The organism is Derxia gummosa DSM 723 (assembly GCF_000482785.1).
GTDB lineage: Bacteria > Pseudomonadota > Gammaproteobacteria > Burkholderiales > Burkholderiaceae_E > Derxia > Derxia gummosa.
On record NZ_AXWS01000014.1, the window covers coordinates 328,661 to 353,246 of the forward strand.

Annotated in this window: 24 protein-coding genes; 1 reads left to right on the plus strand and 23 read right to left on the minus strand. The window is 66.0% G+C overall.

Annotated features, from left to right (window positions below):
• Positions 1–451: 451 nt before the first annotated feature.
• The 22 genes from hemE to H566_RS0114940 form a co-directional block, all read right to left on the minus strand.
• Positions 452–1,531: a uroporphyrinogen decarboxylase gene (gene hemE, locus H566_RS0114835; RefSeq protein WP_028312047.1), complete on the minus strand. Its 1,080-nt coding sequence runs from the start codon at positions 1,529–1,531 to the stop codon at positions 452–454.
• A gap of 71 nt (positions 1,532–1,602) precedes the next feature.
• Entirely contained in the window at positions 1,603–2,277 is a 675-nt protein-coding gene (locus H566_RS25425; RefSeq protein WP_211238097.1) for an opioid growth factor receptor-related protein, read from the minus strand.
• 25 nt (positions 2,278–2,302) lie between these two features.
• A complete protein-coding gene (locus H566_RS0114845; RefSeq protein ID WP_028312048.1) occupies positions 2,303–2,725 on the minus strand; it encodes a F0F1 ATP synthase subunit epsilon in 423 nt (140 codons plus the stop codon).
• A 26-nt stretch (positions 2,726–2,751) separates the two neighbouring features.
• On the minus strand, positions 2,752–4,152 hold the full coding sequence (atpD, locus tag H566_RS0114850) for a F0F1 ATP synthase subunit beta (RefSeq protein WP_028312049.1): 1,401 nt from the start codon (positions 4,150–4,152) through the stop codon (positions 2,752–2,754).
• Between the two features lie 51 nt (positions 4,153–4,203).
• Entirely contained in the window at positions 4,204–5,085 is an 882-nt protein-coding gene (gene atpG / locus H566_RS0114855; RefSeq protein ID WP_028312050.1) for a F0F1 ATP synthase subunit gamma, read from the minus strand.
• 81 nt (positions 5,086–5,166) lie between these two features.
• Positions 5,167–6,714: a F0F1 ATP synthase subunit alpha gene (gene atpA / locus H566_RS0114860; protein ID WP_028312051.1), complete on the minus strand. Its 1,548-nt coding sequence runs from the start codon at positions 6,712–6,714 to the stop codon at positions 5,167–5,169.
• A 43-nt stretch (positions 6,715–6,757) separates the two neighbouring features.
• Entirely contained in the window at positions 6,758–7,291 is a 534-nt protein-coding gene (locus H566_RS0114865; protein ID WP_028312052.1) for a F0F1 ATP synthase subunit delta, read from the minus strand.
• A gap of 36 nt (positions 7,292–7,327) precedes the next feature.
• Positions 7,328–7,798 (minus strand): F0F1 ATP synthase subunit B, encoded by a 471-nt coding sequence (locus tag H566_RS0114870; RefSeq protein ID WP_028312053.1) that lies wholly within the window; start codon positions 7,796–7,798, stop codon positions 7,328–7,330.
• A gap of 118 nt (positions 7,799–7,916) precedes the next feature.
• The gene (gene atpE / locus H566_RS0114875) at positions 7,917–8,159 is read right to left on the minus strand and encodes a F0F1 ATP synthase subunit C (RefSeq protein WP_028312054.1); all 243 of its coding nucleotides are present in this window, start codon (positions 8,157–8,159) and stop codon (positions 7,917–7,919) included.
• A 65-nt stretch (positions 8,160–8,224) separates the two neighbouring features.
• A complete protein-coding gene (atpB, locus tag H566_RS0114880) occupies positions 8,225–9,046 on the minus strand; it encodes a F0F1 ATP synthase subunit A (protein WP_028312055.1) in 822 nt (273 codons plus the stop codon).
• 3 nt (positions 9,047–9,049) lie between these two features.
• Positions 9,050–9,394 carry an ATP synthase subunit I gene (locus H566_RS0114885; RefSeq protein WP_245591369.1) on the minus strand — a complete coding sequence of 115 codons (345 nt, stop codon included), beginning with the start codon at positions 9,392–9,394 and terminating at the stop codon, positions 9,050–9,052.
• A gap of 437 nt (positions 9,395–9,831) precedes the next feature.
• The gene (locus H566_RS0114890) at positions 9,832–10,719 is read right to left on the minus strand and encodes a ParB/RepB/Spo0J family partition protein (RefSeq protein ID WP_028312057.1); all 888 of its coding nucleotides are present in this window, start codon (positions 10,717–10,719) and stop codon (positions 9,832–9,834) included.
• A gap of 20 nt (positions 10,720–10,739) precedes the next feature.
• The gene (locus H566_RS0114895; RefSeq protein WP_028312058.1) at positions 10,740–11,291 is read right to left on the minus strand and encodes an RBBP9/YdeN family alpha/beta hydrolase; all 552 of its coding nucleotides are present in this window, start codon (positions 11,289–11,291) and stop codon (positions 10,740–10,742) included.
• A 17-nt stretch (positions 11,292–11,308) separates the two neighbouring features.
• Positions 11,309–12,079 (minus strand): ParA family protein, encoded by a 771-nt coding sequence (locus H566_RS0114900; RefSeq protein WP_028312059.1) that lies wholly within the window; start codon positions 12,077–12,079, stop codon positions 11,309–11,311.
• Between the two features lie 75 nt (positions 12,080–12,154).
• Entirely contained in the window at positions 12,155–12,907 is a 753-nt protein-coding gene (gene rsmG / locus H566_RS25430) for a 16S rRNA (guanine(527)-N(7))-methyltransferase RsmG (protein WP_051378842.1), read from the minus strand.
• A gap of 65 nt (positions 12,908–12,972) precedes the next feature.
• Complete coding sequence (gene mnmG, locus H566_RS0114910) at positions 12,973–14,922, minus strand: tRNA uridine-5-carboxymethylaminomethyl(34) synthesis enzyme MnmG (protein ID WP_028312060.1); 1,950 nt, start codon at positions 14,920–14,922, stop codon at positions 12,973–12,975.
• Between the two features lie 95 nt (positions 14,923–15,017).
• Positions 15,018–15,815: a hypothetical protein gene (locus tag H566_RS0114915; protein ID WP_028312061.1), complete on the minus strand. Its 798-nt coding sequence runs from the start codon at positions 15,813–15,815 to the stop codon at positions 15,018–15,020.
• 262 nt (positions 15,816–16,077) lie between these two features.
• Positions 16,078–17,067, minus strand: coding sequence for a branched-chain amino acid ABC transporter permease (locus H566_RS0114920; protein ID WP_034411870.1), 990 nt, complete (start codon positions 17,065–17,067; stop codon positions 16,078–16,080).
• 1 nt (position 17,068) lies between these two features.
• Positions 17,069–17,956, minus strand: coding sequence for a branched-chain amino acid ABC transporter permease (locus H566_RS0114925; protein WP_028312063.1), 888 nt, complete (start codon positions 17,954–17,956; stop codon positions 17,069–17,071).
• Between the two features lie 114 nt (positions 17,957–18,070).
• Positions 18,071–19,276 carry an ABC transporter substrate-binding protein gene (locus H566_RS0114930; protein ID WP_028312064.1) on the minus strand — a complete coding sequence of 402 codons (1,206 nt, stop codon included), beginning with the start codon at positions 19,274–19,276 and terminating at the stop codon, positions 18,071–18,073.
• Positions 19,277–19,305: 29 nt separating this feature from the next.
• On the minus strand, positions 19,306–20,061 hold the full coding sequence (locus tag H566_RS0114935) for an ABC transporter ATP-binding protein (RefSeq protein WP_051378810.1): 756 nt from the start codon (positions 20,059–20,061) through the stop codon (positions 19,306–19,308).
• The gene (locus tag H566_RS0114940) at positions 20,061–20,846 is read right to left on the minus strand and encodes an ABC transporter ATP-binding protein (protein WP_028312066.1); all 786 of its coding nucleotides are present in this window, start codon (positions 20,844–20,846) and stop codon (positions 20,061–20,063) included. Before H566_RS0114940 ends, H566_RS0114935 begins: the two co-directional genes overlap by 1 nt.
• A gap of 318 nt (positions 20,847–21,164) precedes the next feature.
• Here H566_RS0114940 and H566_RS25435 point away from each other — a divergent pair, with 318 nt between their 5' ends.
• Positions 21,165–21,953: an IclR family transcriptional regulator gene (locus tag H566_RS25435; protein WP_051378811.1), complete on the plus strand. Its 789-nt coding sequence runs from the start codon at positions 21,165–21,167 to the stop codon at positions 21,951–21,953.
• Between the two features lie 100 nt (positions 21,954–22,053).
• Here H566_RS25435 and H566_RS0114950 read toward each other — a convergent pair whose 3' ends face one another.
• A complete protein-coding gene (locus H566_RS0114950) occupies positions 22,054–24,579 on the minus strand; it encodes a PAS domain S-box protein (RefSeq protein ID WP_028312067.1) in 2,526 nt (841 codons plus the stop codon).
• Positions 24,580–24,586: the final 7 nt, after the last annotated feature.

A 24,586-nucleotide genomic window follows, 5' to 3' on the forward strand; every position in this document is an offset into this window, starting at 1 on the left:
ATGACCAGATGATCTCGGTGGCCGATCTTCCTTGACAGACGCGGGAGTCCGGCTGCGCCGGCGGCGCCGGCATCGAGGAAAGACCGGCGCCGCGCCAATGCCTCGACAAGGCGCCCTGCCCTCCGTGCAAGACACGGAAACCGGCCGTCCTGATCACACACGCGGTAGGCCGACGAGCCTGTCGGCCTCCTTCGGACAGACGGGAGGCACCGCACTTCGAGCTCCGGCTCGAGTTCTGTGGATAACTTTGTGGAAACGGCCAGAGCAACTGACGAAATCGTCGTCAAATCAGGAGCTTGCGTCACCGCTGCCATTTCACACCTTTTGACTAGCCCAATTAAATCAACGACTTGCGTCAGATAATTGAAGCCTGCAAAAGCGCTGCCGTCATCCAGGTTCGGAGCTTTGGCAGTGTGAATAAGTCAAGCCCGGGATTTCGCATCAGACAAAATCAGGCTCGAGGCAAACGCATGCGCCGACCGTACTCGTGCACAGCATCGACCAGCACCGACACCGACTCCGGCGGCGTGAACTGTGAGATGCCATGGCCGAGGTTGAACACATGCCCAACGCCCGCATCGACTGGACCGAAGCTCTCCAGCACCTTGGCGACTTCGGCGCGGATCTGGGCTTCGCCGGCGAACAGCGCGTTCGGATCGAGGTTGCCCTGGAGGGCGCAACGCCCGCCGACACGAGCACGGGCCTGACCGAGATTGACGGTCCAGTCGAGCCCCACCGCATCGCAACCGATGGCGGCGATCTGTTCGAGCCAGAGGCCGCCCCCCTTGGTAAAGACGATCGACGGGATGCGCCGGTCGTCATGTTCCACGTGGAGCTTTTCGATCACTCGCTTCATGTAGGCAAGCGAAAAGCGCTGGTAGGCGCCATCGGCAAGCGTGCCGCCCCAGGTGTCGAAGATCATGACCGCCTGGGCACCTGCCTCGATCTGCGCATTGAGATAGGCCGCGACCGACTCGGCATTGACTTCAAGGATGCGATGCAGCAGATCGGGCCGCGAATACAGCATCGTCTTGATGGTGCGGAAATCGTCCGAACCGCCGCCCTCGACCATGTAGCAGGCCAGCGTGAACGGACTGCCCGAGAAGCCGATGAGCGGGACGGTCTTGTCGCCCCGCAACGCGAGCGCTCCGCGGATTTCCTCCACCGCGTCGAACACGTATTGCAGCTTCGCCATGTCGGGCACCTCCAGCGCCGCCACAGCCTTCTCGTCACGCAACGGATGCGCGAAACGCGGGCCTTCGCCTTCGGCGAAGGACAGACCCAGCCCCATCGCGTCGGGAACGGTGAGGATGTCGGAAAACAGGATCGCGGCATCGAGCGCATAGCGGTCGAGCGGCTGCATGGTGACTTCGCAGGCCATTGCCGGCGATTGGGCGAGCGCCATGAAGCTGCCCGCGCGCGCGCGCGTGGCGCGGTATTCCGGCAGATAGCGGCCGGCCTGGCGCATGAGCCAGACGGGCGTGGTGTCGGTCGGTTCGCGCAGCAGGGCCTTCAGGAAGCGGTCGTTCACGGCAGTCGGGTGCGCAAGGCGCGGTGAGGTGGTGGATCGGCGCAATTCGCCGGGGGGCGGATTGTGCCTGTTTACGGCAGCGATTTCGGCATCACCGCGCGTGCCCAGTAGTCATGCGCATGCGCGTCTATGTGCTTCGCGGCTTCGGGTGGCATTGCGAGCAGCGCGCGATGGAAGGCCTCAGCCAGCTTCGGATGCCCGACCCACATCAGCGAGGCGAGCATGCGCGAGATGCGCCGGTAGTTGTGATTGAACGGCGTCGCCCATTGCATCGAACGCCGCACGATGTCGGCGCCGGCAAGCAGCGACGGCGAGGGCAGTGTCGGATCGAGCCGGCCCGCGAGTGGCAACTCCGCCTGCCCGACGATGTCGCCATCGGGCTCGAAGCCGAAATAGCCGGTGATCATCACGAGGCCTTGCAGCATGGCACGCGTCAGTCCGGGACGTTCGCGCAGTTCGTGAATGTCGACCGGTGTGAGCGTCGGCGCTTCCAAGTTGAAGGCGCTTGGCTCGGGCAGCGGAAACAACCACTGCACGAAGTCATGCACATGCTCGATGCGATAGTCGTCATAGCCCAGGATGCGGCTGACGAGCCGTCCCTTGTGATCACCACCGGTGCCGGCGTGAAAGGCGATGAGCGCTGAATCCATCAGTCGAGTGTAGTGCCGCCCGAAGCCGGTCAAGACCAGAAACGACGACGGGCGACCGAGGTCGCCCGTGGGTTTTCGCCTGTGCCGCGCAGGCACTTGGCGGCATTGCTGCCGCCCGCGATCAGTGACGCTTGCTGCGCAGCTTCTGGATGGCCGCGAGTTGCGCCGCCATCACCGCGAACTCCGACTGCGCCTTCGCGAAGTCGATGTCGCTCGCCGCGTTGGCCATGGCTTCCTCGGCACGCTTCTTCGCTTCATTGGCCTTGGCTTCGTCGAGGTCATGACCGCGGATCGCCGTGTCGGCGAGAACGGTCACGACATTCGGCTGCACTTCGAGGATGCCGCCGGCAACGAAGACAAATTCCTCTTCGTTGCTGTCGGCACGCTCGATGCGCACTGCGCCCGGACGGATCCGGGTGATCAGCGGCGTGTGCTTCGGCAGGATGCCGAGCTCGCCCGACTCACCGGGCAGCGCGACGAACTTCGCCTCGCCCGAGAAGATCAGCTGCTCGGCCGACACCACGTCGACATGGATGGTGGACATGACCTAACCCCCTTTGCCGCCGACGCTTACGAGAGCGTCTTGGCCTTTTCGAAGGCTTCGTCGATCGAGCCGACCATGTAGAAGGCCTGTTCGGGCAGGTGATCGCACTCGCCGTTCACGATCATCTTGAAGCCGCGGATGGTTTCCTTCAGCGGGACGATCTTGCCGGGCGAGCCGGTGAACACTTCCGCCACGTTGAACGGCTGCGACAGGAAGCGCTGGATCTTCCGGGCGCGGGCCACGGCCTGCTTGTCTTCCGGCGACAGTTCGTCCATGCCCAGGATCGCGATGATGTCGCGCAGTTCCTTGTAGCGCTGGAGCGTGGTCTGAACGCCGCGGGCGACCGCGTAGTGCTCTTCGCCGACGATCTGCGGGTCGAGCTGGCGGCTGGTCGAGTCGAGCGGGTCGACGGCGGGGTAGATACCCAGCGCGGCGATGTCACGCGACAGAACGACGGTGGCGTCCAGGTGAAGGAAGGTCGTCGCGGGCGACGGGTCGGTCAGGTCATCCGCCGGAACGTAGACGGCCTGGATCGAGGTGATCGAGCCGGTCTTCGTCGAGGTGATGCGCTCCTGCAGGCGGCCCATTTCTTCGGCCAGCGTCGGCTGGTAGCCCACGGCGGACGGCATGCGGCCCAGCAGCGCCGACACTTCGGTACCGGCCAGCGTGTAGCGGTAGATGTTGTCGACGAAGAACAGGATGTCCTTGCCTTCGTCACGGAACTTCTCGGCCATCGTCAGGCCGGTCAGCGCCACGCGCAGACGGTTGCCCGGGGGTTCGTTCATCTGACCGAACACCATCGCGACCTTGTCGAGAACCTTCGACTCTTCCATCTCGTGATAGAAGTCGTTGCCCTCACGGGTACGCTCACCCACACCAGCGAACACCGAGTAGCCGCCGTACGACTTCGCGATGTTGTTGATGAGTTCCATCATGTTTACGGTCTTGCCGACGCCGGCGCCACCGAACAGACCGATCTTGCCGCCCTTGGCGAACGGGCAGATCAGGTCGATAACCTTGATACCGGTGGGCAGCAGCTCGACCGACGGCGACAGCTCGTCGAACTTCGGCGCCTTCTGGTGAATGGCGCGCAGCTCGTCGCCCTGGATCGGGCCGGCTTCATCGATGGGACGGCCGAGCACGTCCATGATGCGACCCAGCGTGCCCACGCCGACCGGCACCGTGATGCCGGCGCCCGTGGCGAGCACCTTCATGCCGCGCTGCAGGCCATCCGACGAGCCGAGCGCGATGGTGCGGACAACGCCGTCACCGAGTTGCTGTTGAACTTCGAAGGTCAGGCCTTGCTCGGCGAACTTGGAATCGTTCGCTTCGAGCTTCAGCGCTTCGTACACCTTCGGCATCGCATCACGCGGGAACTGGATGTCCACAACCGCGCCGATGCACTGGACGATCTGGCCCGCAGCCAACACAGCACTCATCGTCTTTCCTTTCCTTGGAATATTGAATCCGGTTCCCGATCAGCCGATCGCCGCAGCGCCGCCGACAATCTCGGAGAGTTCTTTGGTGATCGCGGCCTGACGCGCCTTGTTGTAGGTGAGCTGAAGCTCGCCGATCACGCTCTTCGCGTTGTCCGAGGCGGCCTTCATCGCGACCATCCGCGCCGACTGCTCGGAAGCCATGTTCTCGGCCACGGCCTGATACACCAGTGCTTCGAGGTAACGCACCAGCAGTTCATCGACGACCGACTTTGCGTCGGGTTCGTAGATGTAGTCCCAGCCATAGGCAGCCTTTTCGGCAGCGGTCTGGGCCAGCTTCTCGGGCGCGAGCGGCAGGAGCTGCTCGATCACCGGTTCCTGCTTCATCGTGTTGATGAAGCGGGTGTAGCAGAGGTACACCGCATCGACTTCACCCTTCTCGAAGGCATCAAGCTGGATCTTGACCGGTCCGATCAGCTTTTCGAGATGGGGCGTGTCGCCGAGCTGGGTGATCTGCGAGACCACCTTGCCGCCCGTGCGGTTCATGAAGCTCAGACCCTTGTTGCCGATGGCCGTGAGTTGCACCTTCGTGCCGGCGGCTTCGAGTTCGCGGATCTTCGCGAGCGTCACGCGCAGGACGTTGGTGTTCAGGCCGCCGCACAGACCCTTGTCGGTCGTCACGACGATCACGCCCGCATTGCGGACGCTGTCGCGGCTTTCGAGGAAGGGGTGCTTGTACTCGGGATTGGCCTCGCTCAGGTGTGCGGCGATGTTGCGCACCTTGTCCGCGTAGGGGCGGGCCGCACGCATGCGTTCCTGCGCCTTGCGCATCTTGGACGCGGCGACCATTTCCATCGCCTTGGTGATCTTGCGCGTGTTCTGGACGCTCTTGATCTTGGTACGGATTTCTTTGGAGCCCGCCATGTCGAATCCCCGGAAGTGGCTACTACGGAATCAGTCGTTTTGCCGGCCGCGCAGTGACGCGGCCGACGCGTCACGCGCTGATCAGTAGGCGCCGGTCTTCTTGAAATCCTTGACGGCCTCGTGCAGCGCCTTTTCGGCATCCGCGTCGAGGTTGTTCTTGGCTTCCATCGTCGAGACGAGCGAGGCGTACTTGCTCTTCACGAATTCCTTCAGCGCCTTTTCGGCGTCGAGGGCCTTCTTGACCTCGATGTCGTCGAAGTAGCCGTTGTTGACCGCGAACAGCGTCAGCGCCTGTTCCCAGACCTGCATCGGCTGGTACTGGGCCTGCTTCATCAGTTCGGTGACGATGCGGCCGCGTTCGAGCTGCTTGCGGGTCGCGTCATCGAGGTCCGACGCGAACTGGGCGAAGGCCGCGAGTTCACGGTACTGGGCGAGGGCCAGACGCACGCCGGCGCCCGTGTCCTTGCGCTTCATGATCTTGGTCTGGGCGGCGCCACCGACGCGCGACACCGAGATACCCGCGTTGATGGCGGGACGGATACCGGCGTTGAACAGGTCGGTTTCCAGGAAGATCTGGCCATCGGTGATCGAGATCACGTTCGTCGGAACGAAGGCCGAGACGTCACCGGCTTGCGTTTCGATGATCGGCAGCGCGGTCAGCGAACCGGTCTTGCCCTTGACTTCACCCTTGGTGAACTTCTCGACGTAGTCGGCGTTCACGCGGGCAGCGCGTTCGAGCAGGCGGCTGTGGAGATAAAACACGTCGCCGGGATAGGCTTCGCGGCCCGGCGGGCGGCGCAGCAGCAGCGAGACCTGACGATAGGCCCAGGCTTGCTTGGTCAGATCGTCATAGACGATGAGGGCGTCTTCACCGCGATCGCGGAAGTATTCGCCCATCGTGCAGCCCGAGTAGGCGGCCAGGTATTGCAGGGCGGCCGATTCCGACGCCGTGGCGGCCACGACGATCGTGTAGGCCAGCGCGCCGGTTTCTTCGAGCTTGCGCACCACGTTCGCGACGGTCGAGGCCTTCTGGCCGATCGCCACGTACACGCAGTAGATGCCCTTGCCCTTCTGGTTGATGATCGTGTCGACCGCGACGGCAGTCTTGCCGGTCTGGCGATCGCCGATGATCAGTTCGCGCTGGCCGCGGCCGACGGGAACCATCGAGTCGATGGCCTTGAGGCCGGTCTGCACCGGCTGATCGACCGACTGGCGGTCGATGACGCCAGGGGCAACCTTCTCGATGACGTCCGTCAGCTTGGTGTTGATCGCACCCTTGCCATCGATCGGCTGACCGAGCGGGTTCACGACGCGACCGAGCAGTTCCGGGCCGACCGGCACTTCGAGAATGCGGCCGGTGCACTTGACCGTGTCGCCTTCCTTGATGTGTTCGTACTCGCCCAGCACCACGGCGCCGACCGAGTCGCGCTCGAGGTTCAGCGCGAGGCCGAAGGTGCCGCCCGGGAATTCGAGCATTTCACCTTGCATGACGTCCGACAGGCCGTGCACGCGCACGATACCGTCGGTGACCGACACGACCGTGCCTTGGTTCTTGATTTCCGCCGAAGCGTCAAGGCCCTGGATCCGGCTCTTGATCAGTTCGCTGATTTCGGAAGGATTGAGTTGCATCGTCACTCTCCGTATTTGAATCCTGGGGCTGGCGCCGGCCGGGTCAGGCCGTCAGCGTGGTGCGCATCTGTTCGAGGCGCGTCTTCACACTGGAGTCGAGCACTTCATCGCCGACCGCGACACGCACGCCGCCGATCAGCGACGGATCGACCGTCACCTTGGCGCGCAGCTTGATCGCGAACTTGCGTTCGAGCGCGGCAACCAGTTCGGCAACCTGGGCGTCATCAAGCGCGAAGGCGCTGGTGATGTCGGCGTCGGCGATGCCTTCGTGGGCGTTCTTGAGAAAGGCGAACTGGCGCGCGATCTCGGGCAGCAGGGACAGCCGACCGTTCTCGATCAGCGTGCGCAGCAGACCCTGGACACCGGGCTTCAGCGAGCCACCGAGCACGCCGCTGAAGAGGTCGAACAGCTGGGTATCGGTCGTGTGCGGGTCACCGACGATCGCACCGACCTGGGGATCGGCCGCGATGAGCGCGAGCGAGCTCACGGTGTCGGCCCACTCTTGCAGGTTGTCCTGCTTCGCGACCTGGAACAGCGCCTCGGCATACGGCCGGGCGATCGTCGAGATTTCCGCCATGGATCGATCCTGAACGAACGGTTGGACGGAATCCCGTCAGAGCTGGGCCTTGAGTTGCGACAGCAGGTCGGCGTGGGCCTGAGCGTTGATCTCCTTGCGGAGGATCTGCTCGGCACCCGCGACGGCCAGCGCGGCAACCTGATCACGCAGCGCGTTCTTGGCGCGGACGGCTTCCTGCTCGATCTCGGCCTTGGCGGCAGCGACGATGCGGTCCTGTTCGGCCTTGGTCTGGGCCTTGGCCTGTTCGATCAGCGCCTGGGCGGTCTTCTCGGCCTGAGCCTTGATCTCGGCGGCCTGCTGGCGCGCATCGGCTTCGATCTTGGAACGAGCGGCCTGGGCGTCCTTGAGGCTTTCCTTGCCCTTGTCGGCAGCGGCAAGCCCATCGGCGATCTTGGCACGGCGTTCGTCGAGGGCCTTGATGAGAGGCGGCCAGACGAAAGTCATCGTGAACCAGGCCAGGGCGAAGAACACCAGGCACTGGATGATGAGGGTCGAATTCAGATTCACGGTATTCCTCGCGGCGTCAACGGCCCCGCGCTGACGGCGCGGCCGCAATCCAAACTGAAACAGTGGCTGGCGGACCTACTTGGAAGGCCCGCGAGCCTCTCGTTTTTCGCTTTTTGGATTAGCCAGCGAACGGGTTCGCGAAGGCGAACATCATGGCGATACCGACACCGATCAGGAACGCGGCGTCGATCAGACCGGCCAGCAGGAACATCTTGGTTTGCAGCGTGTTCATCAGCTCGGGCTGACGCGCGGCGGCTTCGAGGTACTTGCCACCCATGAGGGCGATACCGATACAGGCGCCGATGGCACCCAGACCGATGATCAGACCGCAAGCGAGAGCGACGAGAGCGACGTTGGTCATGATGACTCCTTGGTGGGGAAGTTGAGATTTGGGAAAACGAGATTGGAAAGCGGCCGATCGCGGAATCAGTGCCCTTCGTGTGCCTGACCGATGTAAACCAGCGTCAGCATCATGAAGATGAACCCCTGCAGCACCACGATCAGGATGTGGAAGATTGCCCAGATCAGGCCGGCAACGAAGTGCATGCCCCAGAGCGCAGGAATATTGGTCGCGCCCATCAGAGCGATCAGCATGAACACGAGCTCACCGGCATACATGTTCCCGAACAACCGCATGCCGAGCGAAACCGTCTTGGCGGCGTACTCGATCAGGTTGAGCAGGAAGTTGGCGGGAGCGAGCGCAATGCCGAAGGGGGCAGCGAAGAGTTCGTGGATGAAGCCGCCGGCGCCCTTGATCTTGATGCCGTAGTACAGCATCAGGATGAGGATGCCGAAAGAAAGGCCGATGGTGCCGTTCAGATCAGCCGAAGGGACGATGCGGTGGTAGTGCAGAGTGTGTTCGAGACCAAGCCATTCGATGACACGGCCCGGCAGGTCGACCGGCAGGAAGTCGAGGGAGTTCATCAGCACGACCCAGACGAACACGGTCAGGGCCAGCGGCGCGATGAAGCTGCGATCGCCATGGACGATCGACTTGGCTTGCTCGTCGACCATCTCGACGATCATCTCGACGAAGGTCTGGAAGCGGCCCGGCACGCCTGCGGTGGCCTTGTTGGCGGCCAGGAACAGCAGCGTGATGGTCACGAGACCGGTGACGACACTCCAGAAGATGGTGTCGAGGTTGAACACCGACATGTCGACGATGAAGCCTTGATGCTTCGACGACAGGTGAGTCAAGTGGTGGACGATGTACTCGGATGCTGTCGGAGCGTGCTGTTCGGCGGCCATTCGCTACTTCCTGATCAACAAGACGACAAAGACGCTTTGCAGCGCCGCGATCATGCCGGCGATGTAAGCCGGCCACGACAAATCCCGAACACCTTTCGCGACGGCGAACAGCAACAGGATCGTCAGTCCGACTTTCACGACTTCACCGATGAGGAAGCTGGCCGGATTGGCACCGCCAGGCCGACGAGTCGCGAGCATCAGCCGCAACGCGAAGAGCGCATTCGGCAAGACGCAAGCGAACCCCGCGAGCGCAGCCGAGACAAGCGCGCGCACGCCACCGACCGCTCCGGCGACCAGCGCGACCGCGATGGTCACGGCCAGTTGCGTCAGAACGATCTTCAGGGGCAATTCGTCGATTCCTTGCGGTGCCTGCACGCCGTCTGTGCGGCGCTATGGGCCCGCTTCCTGATCAGCCGCAAGTCGAATGCGGCCGCTTGTGGCGGGGGGCGCGTCCAACTGCTCGTGAAGGTCGGCACCTGAAGTCCTCGGGGAACTACTCCCGTAAAACCACTGATTGCCGTACGAAGAAGGGCGATTCAAGAAACCTGCGGATTTTACGTTTATCAACAAACGAGCGTCAAACAGGTGCGAAGCCTTTGTTGGCAATTGTGCATGGAGGCATCGTTGCGGTGCAGCATTCCCGATTCGGATCCGTCGTCAGGCGGATGAAAGAAGAATGAGTTCGATTTCGCACCGCTTCGACAGCCTGACCCGGATCCGGACGATCAACCCGAACAAACGGACGCAGTCGCTGACAAGCGCTTTTGTATGTGTTTGTGTGCGTGCTAGCGCGACAGCCGCTCGGCGCGCAGCGATTCGATGATGCCGTCGAGTTGCTCGTAACTCGCGAAGTCGATCACCAGCTTCCCCGCCCCGCGCTGACCGACCTTGATGCCGACCCGCGTGGCGAGCGCATCCGACAACTCTTCTTCGAGGCGCACCAGATCGCGGCTGCGTCCCTGCGATGCCGCGCGCGACTGAACGCCAGCGGGCTGCTGATGGCGCGACACGAGCTTTTCGGTGTCGCGCACGCTCAGGCGTCGGGCCGTCACTTCGTTGGCGAGCTGGATCTGCGTCGCCGCGTCGACCGCGAGCAAGGCGCGCGCATGACCCATCTCCATGTCACCGGCGAGCAGCATCTGCTGCACGGGACGCGCAAGATTGAGCAGCCGCAGCAGGTTGGAGGTAGCGCTGCGTGAACGGCCGATCGCGCGTGCCGCCTCCTCATGTGTGAGTCCAAACTCGCGGATGAGCCGCTCGACCCCCTGCGCCTCTTCGAGCGGGTTGAGGTCCTCGCGCTGGATATTCTCGATGAGCGCCATTGCAGCGGCGGCTTCGTCGGGAACGTCCTTGACGAGCACCGGCACCTTTTCAAGCCCGGCGAGCCTGGCCGCGCGGGCGCGACGTTCGCCGGCAATGATCTCGTAGCGCCCCTCAGCCAGCTTGCGCACGAGAATCGGCTGCATCAGGCCCTGCGCCTTGATGCTGTCGGCCAGTTCCACGAGCGCACCCTCATCCATGCGCGTGCGCGGCTGGTACTTGCCTGGCTGGAGCAAGTCGAGCGCAATCTCGCCCGGCTGGTATTTCGCGGGATCGTCGTGGTTGTCGCTCGCGCCGGGACCGAGCAGCGCTTCAAGGCCGCGGCCGAGTCCCTTGAGTTTCTTCGTCGCCATGTGCGTGGATGAGTGTTGGGTCAGTCGTCGCGGCCGGAGGCCCAGGCCGCGAACATGGCCCAGCCTTCGGGCCAGGCGCCGATGCCGCTGTCGGCATTGATGTGACCGAGATTGCCGACGCTCGTGAACTCGGCGCCCCAGTGCGTCGCGAGCATGCCCGCGCGCATGAAGCCGCAATACGGATCGTCGGTGGAAGCGACGACCAGAGCCCGGAAAGGCAGGGCCGCCAGCGCGATCGGAGCAAAGCCTCGCACAGGTCCGGGCGCACTCGGACGATCGACGTCAGGCGGCGCCACGAGAAACGCTCCGGCCACGCGCTGCGCGACCCGGACCGGACTGCGCGCCGCCCATTGCACCGCGAGTGCGCAGCCTAGACTGTGCGCGATCAGCAGGGCCGGCGTGTCGTCGGCGGCAAGCGCGGCGTCGAGGCTGGCGATCCAGTCGTCGAGACTGGGGGCATCCCAGTCGGTCTGCTCGACACGATCGGCACCGTGCTCGGCTTCCCAGGCGGTCTGCCAGTGTTCCGGACCGGAGCCCTGCCAGCCGGGCAAGGTGAGGAGGCGCAGCGGCATTGTCGGCGGCCCTGTGCTCAGAGCGTCTTGACGCGCTCGACCAGCTCGGCGCCGAAGGCGATGTAGGCCTGGGCACCCTTGCTGGAGCGGTCGAAGCACACGCCCGGCAGGCCGTAGCTCGGCGCCTCGGCGAGGCGCACGTTGCGGGGGATGATGGTGCTGAACACCTTGTCGCCGAAATGCTCGACCAGCTGCTCGCTCACGTTCTGCTGAAGCGTCATGCGCGGGTCGAACATCACGCGCAGCAAGCCGATGATCTTGAGCTGCGGATTGAGATTGCGATGCACGGCCTTGATCGAGTTGACGAGGTCGCTCAGGCCTTCGAGCGCGAAGTATTCGCACTGCATCGGCACGACCACGCCATCGGCGGCGCACAGGCCGTTGAGCGTGAGCAGCGACAGCGACGGCGGGCAGTCGATGAGGACGAAGTCGTAATCGCGCTGGACCGTGGCGAGCTGGGTCTTGAGCCGGGTTTCGCGGCTGTCGAGATTGACCAGCTCGACCTCGGCACCCGCGAGATCGCGGTTGGCCGGCAGCACGTCATAGCCGCCGGTCTCGCTGCGCACGCGCGCGGCCGGGATGTCGGCATCACCGATGAGAACCTGATAGACGGTCTGGCCGAGCGCGGCCTTGTCGATGCCCGATCCCATCGTGGCATTGCCCTGAGGATCGAGATCGACGAGGAGAACGCGCTGGTCGAGCGCCGCGAGGCCGGCCGCCAGATTGACGCTGGTGGTCGTCTTGCCGACGCCGCCTTTCTGGTTGGCGATGCAGAAGGTCTTGGCCATGAGGGGTATTGCTGGAAGAAACGTGGGCCGGAAGACGGCGGGGCGGAGGATAAGGCTCGGGGCGCGCAATGGTACTCAAGCGCCCTGCCCGCCGGCATGACCGCCGCCGGAAGGTCCGCCCGAACCGACGCCGGCACCGGCGCGCGCAAGCCAGAGCAGATGGCGTTCGGCGTCAAGCTCAGGCACCTGCAGTCGTTCGGTGGACAGATGCCGCACCGGCGCCGAGGCGAGCTCGGTCAGCTCGTCGCGCGGATCGATGCCTTTCATCGCAGCCCACACGCCATCGGCCGCGAGCAGACCGGCGGTGAGCGAGGTGAAATCCAGCAGCGACGCGAAAGCGCGCGAGACGACGATGCGGGCCGGCGCGAGATCCCGGCCGGGCACCAGGGTTTCGCAGCGCGAATGGTGCGCATGCAGGTTGCCGAGGCCGAGCGCACCCTTGACCTGGGTGACGAAGGCTGCCTTCTTGCCGACCGCATCGACGGTATGCACCGTGACGCGAGGCAGGCAGATGGCAAGCACCACGCCGGGCAGCCCGCCGCCCGAGCCGATGTCCGCCACGGTGTCGCCCTCGGCAAGACGAACGGCAAGCGGCGGCACGACGGCAAGGCAGTCGAACAGGTGCAGCACGAGCTGCTCGGCCGGATCGCGCACCGCCGTGAGGTTGTAGGCCGAATTCCAGCGCGACAGCAGCGCGAGATAGTCGAGCAGGCGGGCCGATTGTTCGGGCGAGAGCGCGAGACCCAGCGCCTCGGCGGCGGCATCCAGCCGCGCGGCAAAGCCGGGGCGCAGGCTGTCGAAATCCCGGCTGACCGGGCGTACCGGCATCAGCTTGGCCGGCGCTGCGGAAACAGGCTTGCGACCGCCCTGGCCGCGCATCGACGAGCCGCCCATCACGCCGCGCTTCGGCGCATCGCGCTCTTCTTGAGGTGGACAAGCAGCAACGAGATCGCCGCCGGCGTCACGCCCGAAATGCGCGACGCCTGACCGACCGTCTCGGGCTTGTGCCGCGCCAGCTTCTGGCGAATCTCGATCGATAGTCCCTGCACCGCCGAATAGTCCAGCTCGGCGGGCAGCCGCGTGTTCTCGTGGGAAGCATTGCGCGCGACTTCATCGGCCTGCCGCTCGATGTAGCCGGCGTACTTGATCGCGATCTCGACCTGCTCGCGCATCTGGCGCCGTGCCTCGGCTTCATGGCCATCAAGCTCGGTGTCGGACTGCATGCCGGGCGCGAAGTCCGGCGCATCAGCCTGTGCGACCGGCAGCGCCATGAGCGCGGCGTAGCTCACGTTCGGGCGCCGCAACAGATCGGCGAGACGGTATTCACGCTCGATCGGCGCACCGAGGATGTCGGCGATCTGCGGCGCCTCGGCCATGCGCGGGTTGACCCAGACGGACCGCAGCCGCTCGGTTTCACGTGAAACAGCGTCCCGCTTTCGATTGAAGGCATCCCAGCGCGCGTCATCGACGCAGCCGAGCTTGCGTCCGATCTCGGTAAGACGCATGTCGGCGTTGTCCTCGCGCAGGCTGAGCCGGAACTCCGCGCGCGACGTGAACATGCGATAAGGCTCGGTCACGCCACGCGTGATGAGGTCATCGACCATCACGCCGATGTAGGCCTCGCCACGACCGGGCGTCCAGGGCGCCCTCCCCTGCGCCTGGAGCGCGGCGTTCAGACCGGCGAGCAGCCCTTGTGCGGCCGCTTCTTCATAGCCCGTCGTGCCGTTGATCTGGCCGGCGAAGAACAGCCCACCGATCGCGCGCGTCTCGAAACTCGACTTCAGTTCGCGCGGGTCGAAGTAGTCATATTCGATCGCGTAGCCCGGACGCAGCAGATGCGCGTTCTCCAGCCCGCGAATCGAGCGGACCAGCGCCAGCTGCACATCGAAAGGCAGGCTCGTGCTGATGCCGTTGGGATAGAACTCGTGCGTCGTCAGCCCTTCCGGTTCCAGAAAGATCTGATGCGAACCCTTGTCGGCGAAGCGATGGATCTTGTCCTCGATGCTCGGGCAGTAGCGCGGCCCGACGCCCTCGATCACGCCCGTGTACATCGGCGAGCGGTCAAGACCGCCGCGGATGATGTCGTGCGTGCGTTCGTTGGTATGCGTGATCCAGCACGGCAACTGGCGCGGATGCTGACTGGCCGAGCCGAGAAAGCTGAACACCGGCACCGGGTCGAGATCGCCCGGCTGCTCAGTCATGACGCTGAAGTCGATGGAACGCCCGTCGATGCGCGGTGGCGTACCGGTCTTGAGCCGGCCTTGCGGCAGCTTCAGCTCCTTGAGCCGCGCCGACAGCGAGATGGCCGGTGGATCGCCCGCGCGCCCGCCCGAATAATTGTTGAGCCCGATGTGGATCTTGCCGTCGAGGAAGGTGCCCGCGGTCAGCACCAACGTACGGCCGCGAAAGCCGATACCCGCATCCGTGACCGCGCCCACCACGCGATCGCCCTCGACCATCAGATCGGCGGCCGCCTGCTGGAACAGCCAAAGATTCGGCTGGTTCTCCAGCCGATGCCGGATCGCCGCCTTGTAGAGGATGCGGTCGGCCTGGGCGCGTGTCGCGCGCACCGCCGGCCCCTTGCTGCTGTTGAGAATGCGGAACTGGATGCCGCCCTCGTCGGTGGCGGCGGCCATCGCGCCGCCCAGCGCATCCACCTCCTTCACCAGATGACCCTTGCCGATTCCGCCGATCGACGGATTGCAACTCATCTGCCCGAGCGTCTCGATGTTGTGCGTGAGAAGCAGCGTCGCGCAGCCCATGCGGGCGGCGACCAGCGCGGCTTCGGTGCCGGCGTGACCGCCACCGATCACGATCACGTCGAATTCCTTGGGATAGAGCATGGAGGTCACCTGCGGCAAAACGAAAGTATAGGCGGATCAGTCACTTAACCCGCCGGCGGCGCCGTTTCACGTGAAACAGGCCGGGCGGCCGCCCGTCAGAGATGCAGCAGCGCGACGAGCGCCGACACGGCGCCGAACAGCGCCGCCAGCGCCAGCAGGAAGAGCAGCACCCCGGTCGTGAGCCAGCTCCCACCCCGGACGCGCGGAGGAATGTGCCGCACCCGCGCCGGCTCCGTCGACCAGGCTGGGCGGGTACTGCGCATGCCGCGTCCGAGTGATCGCCCGAAACTCTCCTCCAGCTGCCGGATGCGTGCCTCGGCGACGCTGCGATCCTGCCGCTCGCGCTGGGCACGCCGGGCCGCGATGTCGGCACGAATCCGCGCCCGCGCGATCTGCTCCAGCTCGTCGGGCGGCACATGGCGCACAGGCTCCTGCGGCGCCTTCGCCTTGAACACCGACGATAGCGGCACAGCCTCGTCCCTGGTCGCTGCCGCATGGGGCGACGCAACCCAGACCGAATCGGCGAAGGCATGCATGCGCATGGAAGTGCTCAGTTCGTCGCCGCTCACCACCTGCGATACCGGATCAGCCTCGGACTGACGCAGGAAGTCCTGCATCGCCACGACCGGGATGGTCTCCAGCGGCTCGACTGCTTCCGCCTTGTCCGGATCAAGCAGCAGCTCGTACACCAGACCGAGCTCAAGCAGGCGCCGGATCGCGCGACGAACGCGATCCGGGGTGAGGCTCGGCAGCTTGAGGATGAGCCGCTCGACGCTGGTCGGCTCGCTGATGACGATCAGCACCAGCCGCTCACTTTGGGTGAGACGTCCTGACTTGCTGAGGATTTCCTTCGTGCCGTCGGCAGTGCGACCGAAGTGCTGGGCGTCGTCCACGAGCTGTGTGAAATGGTTCCCGAAACCCGCGCATCCTAGGCGCAGCCAGCCGATCCTGAAACCTTGATCACGGCTTGTCCGAGTAGCGGTGGGCGGGCTTTCACCACCGGCACGAACAAAGCCCGCTGCGTCCTGCCTTCACGCATGCGGCGCCCCTGCCCCGCCCTGCTGCCCAGCCCGGCGCAAACGATCCGGAGATCGGTCTGTTCCCGACAGCCGTCGCACTTACGTCCGGACGATGCCGCGTCCGTCCGGCGGCTGTTCAGTGCGCCTGCCGTCCACCGAGCGACGCCGCCAGCGCATCCGCCTCGCCGACGATGCCGCGCCGGAACGCCAGCACGCAGACCACGAAGATCAGCCCGGTCACGATCTGCACCGACTCGCCCAGCGAGTTGAACCATTCCATGCCCGTCAGCCCCGCCAGCGCCGTGCCCAGATCGCCAACCTTGTTTTCGAGCGACACGATCAGCACCGCGCCCAGGATCGGTCCCGCCAGCGTGCCCATGCCGCCCACCAGCGTCATGAGGATGACCGCGCCCGACGTCGTCCACAGAAGGTCGGTCAGCGTCGCGAAGCCCAGCACCGTCGTCTTGATCGCGCCCGCCAGCCCCGCGAGGCCAGCCGACAGCACGAAGGCCAGCAGCTTGAAGCGATCGACCTCGTAGCCGAGCGAGATGGCGCGCGGCTCGTTCTCACGGATCGCCTTGAGCACCTGCCCGAACGGCGAATGCACCACGCGATGGATGAAGAAGAACGCCGCCGCGAACAGCGCCGCGACCACGTAGTACAGCGCGATGTCGCTCGACAGGTCGATGCCAAGGAAGCTGCCGCGCGGCACCGATTGCAGCCCGTCCTCCCCACCCGTGAACGGCGCCTGCAGGAAGATGAAATAGACCATCTGCGCCAGCGCCAGCGTGATCATCGCGAAGTAGATGCCCTGGCGCCGGATCGCCACCAGGCCGAACACAAGGCCGAGCGCCGCGCCTGCCGCCATGCCGAACAGCAGACCGACCGGCGTCGGAAAACCCCAGACCTTCATCGCATGCCCGGCCGCATAGGCCGCCGCGCCGAAGAAGGCCGCATGCCCGAACGACAGCAGCCCGGTGAAGCCGATGAGCAGGTTGAACGCGCAGGCGAACAGCGCGAAGCACAGCGCCTTCATCACGAACACCGGATACACGCCGATGACGGGCACGAGCGCGATCGTCGCGAACAGCGTGAAGTAGCCGACGAACCTGGTTTGCGAGCCCATCTCAACGCTCCTTGCCGAACAGACCGGCCGGCCGCAGCAGCAGCACGATGGCCATGATCACGAACACGACCGTGTTGGCCGCCTCGGGATAGAAAACCTTGGTCAGCCCCTCGACGATGCCAAGCCCCAGCCCGGTGACGATCGACCCGAGGATCGACCCCATCCCGCCGATCACCACCACCGCGAACACCACGATGATCAGGTTGCTGCCCATCAGCGGCGACACCTGCAAGACCGGCGCCGCGAGCACGCCCGCGAAGGCCGCGAGCGCCACGCCGAAGCCGTAGGTGAGCGTGATCATCAGCGGCACGTTCACACCGAAGGCCTGCACCATGCGCGCGTTCTCGGTGCCGGCGCGCAGCGTCGCGCCGAGGCTCGTCTTTTCGATGATGGCCCAGGTCGCCATGCACACGACGATCGACGCCACCACCACCCAGGCCCGGTAGTTGGGCAGGAACATGAAGCCGAGATTGGTCGCGCCGCGCAGCGCGTCGGGCACCGGATAAGTCTGGCCCGACACGCCGTACACCGAGCGGAACACGCCTTCGAGGATGAGCGTGATGCCGAAGGTCAGCAGCAGACCGTACAGGTGGTCGAGCTTGTAGAGCCATTTGAGAAGCATCTTCTCGATCACCACGCCGAAGGCACCGACCACGAGCGGCGCCACCACCAGCATCACCCAGTAGTTCACCTCGAAGTAGCTCAGGCCCATCCAGGCCACGAAGGCGCCCATCATGTAGAGCGCGCCGTGGGCGAAGTTGATGACGTTGAGCATCCCGAAGATCACCGCCAGCCCGAGCGACAGGATCGCGTAGAACGAGCCGTTGACCAGCCCGAGCAGGAGCTGGCCGAGCAAGGCGGGAAGCGGGACGCCGAAGATCTCGGTCATGGCGTTCTCGATGCGTGAGTGATGCCGACGCGCCTGCCCGAAAGCCGGCGCGCGACGAAGACTTGAAAGGGAAAACCGCGCGGCACCGGACGGCGCCGCGCGCGGGTCAGCGGCTTACTTCCAGGCCGCGCACTTCGACTCGGCCTTGCTGTTGTAGGCCTTGTCGCCTGGCACCACCGCCACCTGCGTCAGGTAGTCCCAGGGCTCCTTCGATTCGGCCTGGGTCTTCACCTGGTACAGGAACATGTCGTGCACGACCTTGCCGTCGTCGCGCACCACGCCGTTCTTGACGTAGAAGTCGTTGATCGGCTGGGCCTTGAGCTGCTTGAGCACGGCGTCGGTGTCGTCGGTCTTGGCCGCCGCGACGGCCTTGAGGTAGTTGCTCGCCACCGAGTAGTCGGCCGCCTGCACCGACGACGGCATCTTCTTCATCTTCTCGAAGTAGCGGCGCGACCAGGTGCGGGCCTCGGGCGACTGGTTCCAGTACCAGCTGTCGGTCAGATACATGCCCTGGGTCGCCTTGAGGCCGAGCGCGTGGATGTCGGTGATGAACATCAGCAGACCGGCGAGCTTCATCGTGCCCGTGATGCCGAACTCGTTCGCCGCCTTGATCGCGTTGATCGTGTCGCCGCCCGCGTTCGCGAGGCCGAGGATCTGCGCCTTGCTCGACTGCGCCTGGAGCAGATAGGACGAGAAATCGCTCGCCGACAGCGGATGGCGCACCGCGCCGACCACCGTGCCGCCGTTGGCCTTCACCACGTCGCCCGTGTCCTTTTCGAGCGACTGGCCGAAGGCGTAGTCAGCCGTGAGGAAGAACCAGCTCTTGCCGCCCGCCTTCGTCACCGCCGAGCCCGTGCCGTAGCCAAGCGCGCGCGTGTCGTAGGCGTAGTGCAGCGTGCTGGCGGGCGCGCAATCCTCGTTGGTGATGCGGGTCGAGCCCGAGCCCACGACGATGAACAGCTTCTTCTTCTCGGCCGCCACCTTGCTGATCGCGAGCATCGCGGCGGAGTTGGTGCCGCCGATGATCATGTCGACGTTCTGGGTGTCGAACCACTCGCGCGCCTTGCTCGCGGCCACGTCGGCCTTGTTCTGGTTGTCAGCGCTGATGAACTCGATCTTCTTGCCGGCCACCATGCCACCCGCGTCGGCGATCGCCATCTTGATCGCCTCGGCGCCGCCGGGGCCGTCGAGGTCGGCATACAGGCCCGACATGTCGGTGATGAAGCCGATCTTCACCACATCACCGGACACCTGCGCCTGCGCGCCCTGCGCCAGTCCGAAGGCCGCAAGCGTGGCCAGCGCGACGTGCTTGAGTTTCATGCTGTCTCCTTGTCACATGAAAACGTGGTTCAGACCCCGAGCAGCTCATGCAATGTGGCCTGCTTCGAGGGCAGTTCGGCGGCCGCGAATTCCATCGCGATCGCACCGTGCTCCATCACGTAGAAGCGGTCCGCCAGCGGCGCCGCGAAACGGAAGTTCTGCTCGACCATCAGCACGGTGAAACCCTTGGACTTCAGCGTCGTGATGAGACGGCCGAGCGCCTGGACGATGACAGGGGCCAGCCCCTCGGAGATTTCGTCCAGCAGCAGCAGGTTGGCCCCGGTGCGCAGGATGCGGGCCACGGCGAGCATCTGCTGCTCGCCGCCCGACAGCCGCGTGCCCGGGCTTTTCGCGCGTTCCTTCAGGTTGGGGAACATCGCGTAGATCTCGTCGACGCTCATCGGCTTGCCCTCGACGGGCAGGCGCGGCGGGAGCATCAGGTTCTCTTCGGTGCTGAGCGAGGCGAAGATGCCGCGCTCCTCGGGGCAGAAGCCGACGCCGAGGCGCGCGATGCGATGCGTGGGCAGCGAGATGGTCTCGACGCCGCCCACCTTGATCGACCCCTTGCGCGCGCCGGTCAGGCCCATGATCGCGCGCATCGTCGTGGTGCGGCCCGCGCCGTTGCGACCGAGCAGCGCCACCACCTCACCCTGCCCCACCCGCATGTTCACGCCGTGCAGGATGTGACTCTCGCCATACCAGGCGTGCAGGTCGCGGATGTCGAGCACGAGCGGACCCGCGCCGGCGCCGTGACGGGCGGCCGGCTGTTCGACGACTGCATCCATCAGTGCGCTCCTTCGAGTTCCACTTCGGACGTGCCCATGTACACCTCGAGCACGGCGGGATCCTTGGACACGGTGGCGTAGTCGCCCTCGCAGAGCACCGCGCCGCGTGCCAGCACGGTGATGCGGTCGGCGATGCTCGAAATGACGTTCATGTTGTGCTCGACCATGAGGATGGTCCGGCCCGCGCTCACCTTCTTGATGAGCTGGGTGACGCGATCGACATCTTCATGGCCCATGCCCTGGGTCGGCTCGTCGAGCAGCATCAGCTCGGGCTCCATCGCGAGCGTGGTCGCGATCTCGAGCGCGCGCTTGCGGCCGTAGGGCAGGTTGACGGTGACCGTCTTTGCAAACGCTTGCAGATCGACCTGTTCGAGCAGTTCCATCGCGCGGGCATCGAGCGCCTTGAGGCTGCGTTCGCCCTGCCAGAAGCGGAACGACCAGCCCGTGTTGCGCTGAAGGCCGATGCGCACGTTCTCCAGCACCGTGAGGTGCGGAAACACCGCCGAGATCTGGAACGAGCGGATCACCCCGCGCCGCGCGATCTGCGCCGGCTTGAGGCTGGTGATGTCGTCACCGTTGAACAGGATCGTTCCCCGCGTGGGCGTGAGGAACTTGGTGAGCAGGTTGAAGCAGGTTGTCTTGCCGGCGCCGTTCGGGCCGATGAGTGCGTGGATGTCGCCGCGACGAACCTTGAGGCTCACGTCGTTGACGGCGATGAAACCGCGGAATTCCTTCGTCATGCCGCGGGTTTCGAGGATGCAGTCCTGGGGATGCCCGGTGGTCATCGCGCCTTCCTCCCTCTCAAGCGTCCCGACGGCGCGGGCCTTGTGGACACCGCGCCGTCGTTCCGTGCGGCAGCACCGCAATCGATGCCGCCGCCTGTCTCCCAACTGTCTCTTTGTGGCGGATTCCGCTCTGCTTTTTTCGCCGCACTCTTCGGTGCGACGCGGGGCGAATCATGCGTGAGCGTATGGGTGATGGCTCTGCGGACAAACACCAATGCCGATACAACCTATTGAACGCGGTTCAACCGGCTGGATAACTTGCCGCGCCGCGCAAGAGCCCCGACCGGCTGGCGCGCGCGGCAGGAAGGGAACCGGAAGATGTCCGTTCTTGTCCCGGCGATCGAACGCGCCGCCGCCATCCTCGATCTCGTTGCCGCCTCGCAGCACGGCCTCACGGTGGCCGAACTGGCCGAACGGCTGAACCTGCCGCGCAGCAGCACGCACAACCTGTGCGGCACGCTCGCGCACGTCGGGCAGCTGCATCGCGAGGCGGGCGGGCGCTACTGCATCGGTGCCGCGATCGCGCGCTACGCCGAGGCCTTCGTCGAGCAGACCGATCTGACGCGCGAATTCGGCCATGCGCTCGACCGACTGGCCGAGCCGGATGTCGCCTATCTGCTGGCGACGCTCGACCAGCGCGACACGGTCTATCTCGCCCACCGCAACGGCTCGCATCCGATCGGGCTCAACTTCCGCACCGGCATGCGGTTGCCGGCCGTGTTCACCGCGACCGGCAAGGCGGTGCTCTCGACCCTGCCGCCAGCGGAGGTGCGCGCGCTGATGCGCGGCCATTGGCCCAAGCCGCTCACGCGCAACAGCGTCGGCGGCGTCGATGCGCTCATGGCCCAGCTCGACGAGGTGCGCGAGCGCGGCTGGTCGGTCGATGCGGGCGAGGTGCGCGAAGGGCTGTTCTTCTACGGCGCGCCGGTGTGCGCGGCGGGCAGCGCGCGCGCGGTGGGCGCGGTGTCGGTCAGCCTGTTCGTGAGCGAGCCCGGCGCGGCGGTGCAGGAACGCGCATCGCGCGCGGTGCTGCGGCTGGCCGAGGAAATCAGCATGCGGCTCGGTGGCGGAGCCACCGGCACCGCCAAGCGGCCGACACGACGATAAGCCTCTTTTTGGCTACATCTTTCACGGCCTGGCCGGCACGCGCCGGCCGCCGGTCTCGCCGATCCTCCGCGCCCGGCGCACCGCCCTCGGCGCCGCCGGCTCAGCCGCCCGTTCGGCGCGCGATGGCCGGTGGGCTGAGCGCCAGCCGCGTCACCACCACCTCGCCGTCCTGGATGAGCTGCAACTGGCTGCCGCGCCTCGGCAGCAGCGACTTGAGCAGGCCCAGCCCACTGGTCGCGCGGCCGATGCGCGCAAGGTCGAAGCCCTCGGGCAACCGGCCCTCGTTGCGCAGCGTCACCACCACCTGCTCGCCGTCGGCCTCGAAGCTCGCCGCCACCGCCGCGAGCGGCCGCCGGTGCTTGACCGCGTTCGTGCCCAGCTCGTTGAGCACCAGCGCCAGCGGTACAGCCTCCTGCTCGGGCAGCACGATCTCGTCCAGCCCGCTGCCCGATTCGGTCACGGCCAGCCGCATGTCGTACAGCGAGCCGACGTTGTTGATGACGGCCTTGGCCATCGCCAGCAGCGGCAGGGCCTCGCGCGCGCGCATCTGCAGGCCGTGCACCTGCGAGATCGCCTGGATCTGGCCCACGACCTCGGTCAGCACATCGGCGATCTGCGGCCGGCTGCGCGCGGTCTGCTGGAGCAGGCCCGCCACGCCCTGGAGATTGTTCTTGATGCGGTGATGCACCTCGCGCACCAGCAGGTCGCGCTGCTCCTCCAGCGCGCGCATACGCGCCGCCTCGGTCTGGCGCTGCTCGGTCACGTCATCGACGATCGCGAAGTCCATGCGCCGGCCATCGGCGAGCTGGCGCCGACTCAGGCGCAGCTGGCCCATGCGCTCGCCCTTGCGCGGATGGAGGATGCGGAAGTCGATGCCGCCCTCGCCGTCGATCTCGTCGGCCGCGCTCACATGGGCGCGCACGCGCGCCACGTCGTCGTGATGCACCGGGCCGCCGGCCGAGAACGGCATGCGGCGCAGCTCGTCGATCGTGCCGCCGAAGATGTCGGCGTACTGGCGCTCGTTCACGTACAGCAGCTCGCCGGTCGCGGCATCGGCGATGTAGAACACGCTGCCGATGTTCTCGGCAAATAATCGGAAGCGCTCCTCCGATGCGCGCAACGCCAGCTCGGATTCGCGCTCGCGCGTCACGTCGACGATGGCGGCGATCGTGGCGCAGCCATCGTCGCGGCCGGTGTCGAGCCAACTGCCGTGCACCACGGCCCAGAACGGCGAGCCGTCGGCGCGGCGCAGCCGGCAGTCGAACTGGTAGGGCCCGCGCCGACCCTCCTCGCGCGAGAAGCGCTCGCGCAGCCGCGCGAACTCGGCCGCGTCGTCGAACAGCGCCTCGACCTCGGCGCCCTGCATCGCGCCCGCACCCTGCATGAAGAGGCGCTCGAAATGCGGGTTCGCGCGCACCACGCGACCGTTGGCCACATGCACGAGGCCGAGCACCGCGCTGTCGAACACCAGCGACAGCTCGCGCAGCGCGTTGCGCAGCGCCTTCTCGATCGCGCGCTGCTCGGTGATGTCCTGCAGGCACACCACCGCGCCGGCGCTGCGCCAGTGGGTGTTGCCGATCGGCGCGCCGTACACGCGGCACAGCAGCGGCTGGCCGTCCTTGCGTCGGAGCCGCGCCTCCAGCGTGAAGGCGCGGCCCGCGTCGAGCGCGCCGATGGCGGTGGCCGCGAGCGAGCGCACCTCGGCCTCGCTCTCGACCAGCCGGGTCCAGTCGATGAGACGCAGTTCGCCCTGGTCGTAGCCGAGCAACGTGCTCATGTGCTGGCTGATGCGCACCGGCTGCATGTCCTTGAAGAACACGATGCCGAGCGGCGCGCTCTCGACGATGGCGCGCGTCTCGGCAAACGAATGCAGCAGCGCCTGCTGCTGCTCCAGCTCGGCGCTGCGGTCGCGCGCCAGCGCAAACACCGTCGGCTCGCCGCCGAGGGCCGAGAAGGCGCAGAACACCTCCACCGGCAGCAGGCTGCCGTCACGGCGGCGCAGCCGGGTCTGGTAGTAGTGGCCGTGGGTCTCGACCAGGCGCGACCAGGTCGTCGAGAACGCCGCGCGCGGCGAATCGACATCGATGTCGAAGATGCTGCCGCCGATCAGCTCGGCGCGCGGCGAACCGAGCGCGGTCTGCGCCGTGGCATTGGCGTCGAGCACGCGCCCCTCGCGGTCATAGCGCAGCACCAGCAGGCCGGCCGATTCGAGCGCCTCGCGCAGCGCGTCGACATGCTGGCCGAGCACGCGCTCGGTGGTGGCGTCGGTCAGGTGCAGCAGCACGCCGACATGGCGGCCGGCGGCATCGCGCAGCACGCCGCGCCGCATGTCGAGCCAGCGCCTGCCCTGGGGGCCGTCATCCCACGCGAAGGCTTCGCGCGCGTCGTCGCGGCCGTCGTGGATGGGGCGCAGCGCGATGGCTTCGAGCCGCTCGGCCACCGGCCGCGGCAGCACCTCGATCGGGCGATGACCGAGCGCGCGCGGCGCCGGCACGCCGGTCAGCTCGACGATGGCCGGATTCCAGACCCGCAGCTTCAGTTCGGTATCGAGCACCGCGGTCGCGATCGGCGACGGACCGAAGGCCGTTGCCTGGGCTTCGAACATCGAGGCTGCATCGCCGTCCATGGTCACC